A 330-nucleotide genomic window follows, 5' to 3' on the forward strand; every position below is an offset into this window, starting at 1 on the left:
TGAACAAGGAATGGCCGATTTGGGAAGTGTTCGTGCGCAGCAGGCAGGGCCTCGACCACAAGCACTGCGGCAGTCTGCACGCGGCCGACGCGCCGATGGCGCTGCGCATGGCGCGCGACGTCTACACACGCCGCCAGGAAGGCGTGAGCATCTGGGTGGTGCCGTCCTCGGCGATCACCGCCTCGGCGCCCGACGAGAAGGCCGAGCTGTTCGAACCGGCGGGCGACAAGATCTATCGCCACCCGACGTTCTACACGCTGCCCGACGAAGTCAACCACATGTAAGCGCGCCATGACCACTATGTCCCCGACCTCTATCACGCCCGAACAT

At 64.8% G+C, this 330-nt stretch carries 1 protein-coding gene; it reads left to right on the plus strand.

Annotated elements, in window-relative coordinates:
• Window positions 1-284, plus strand: a 284-nt coding sequence (paaB, locus tag AB3X89_RS40415) for a 1,2-phenylacetyl-CoA epoxidase subunit PaaB (RefSeq protein WP_368588018.1), incomplete at its 5' end; no start/stop codon positions are given.
• Window positions 285-330: the final 46 nt, after the last annotated feature.

Origin of the sequence: Paraburkholderia sp. BR14320 (assembly GCF_040948665.1) — a bacterium.
Taxonomy (GTDB): domain Bacteria; phylum Pseudomonadota; class Gammaproteobacteria; order Burkholderiales; family Burkholderiaceae; genus Paraburkholderia; species Paraburkholderia youngii.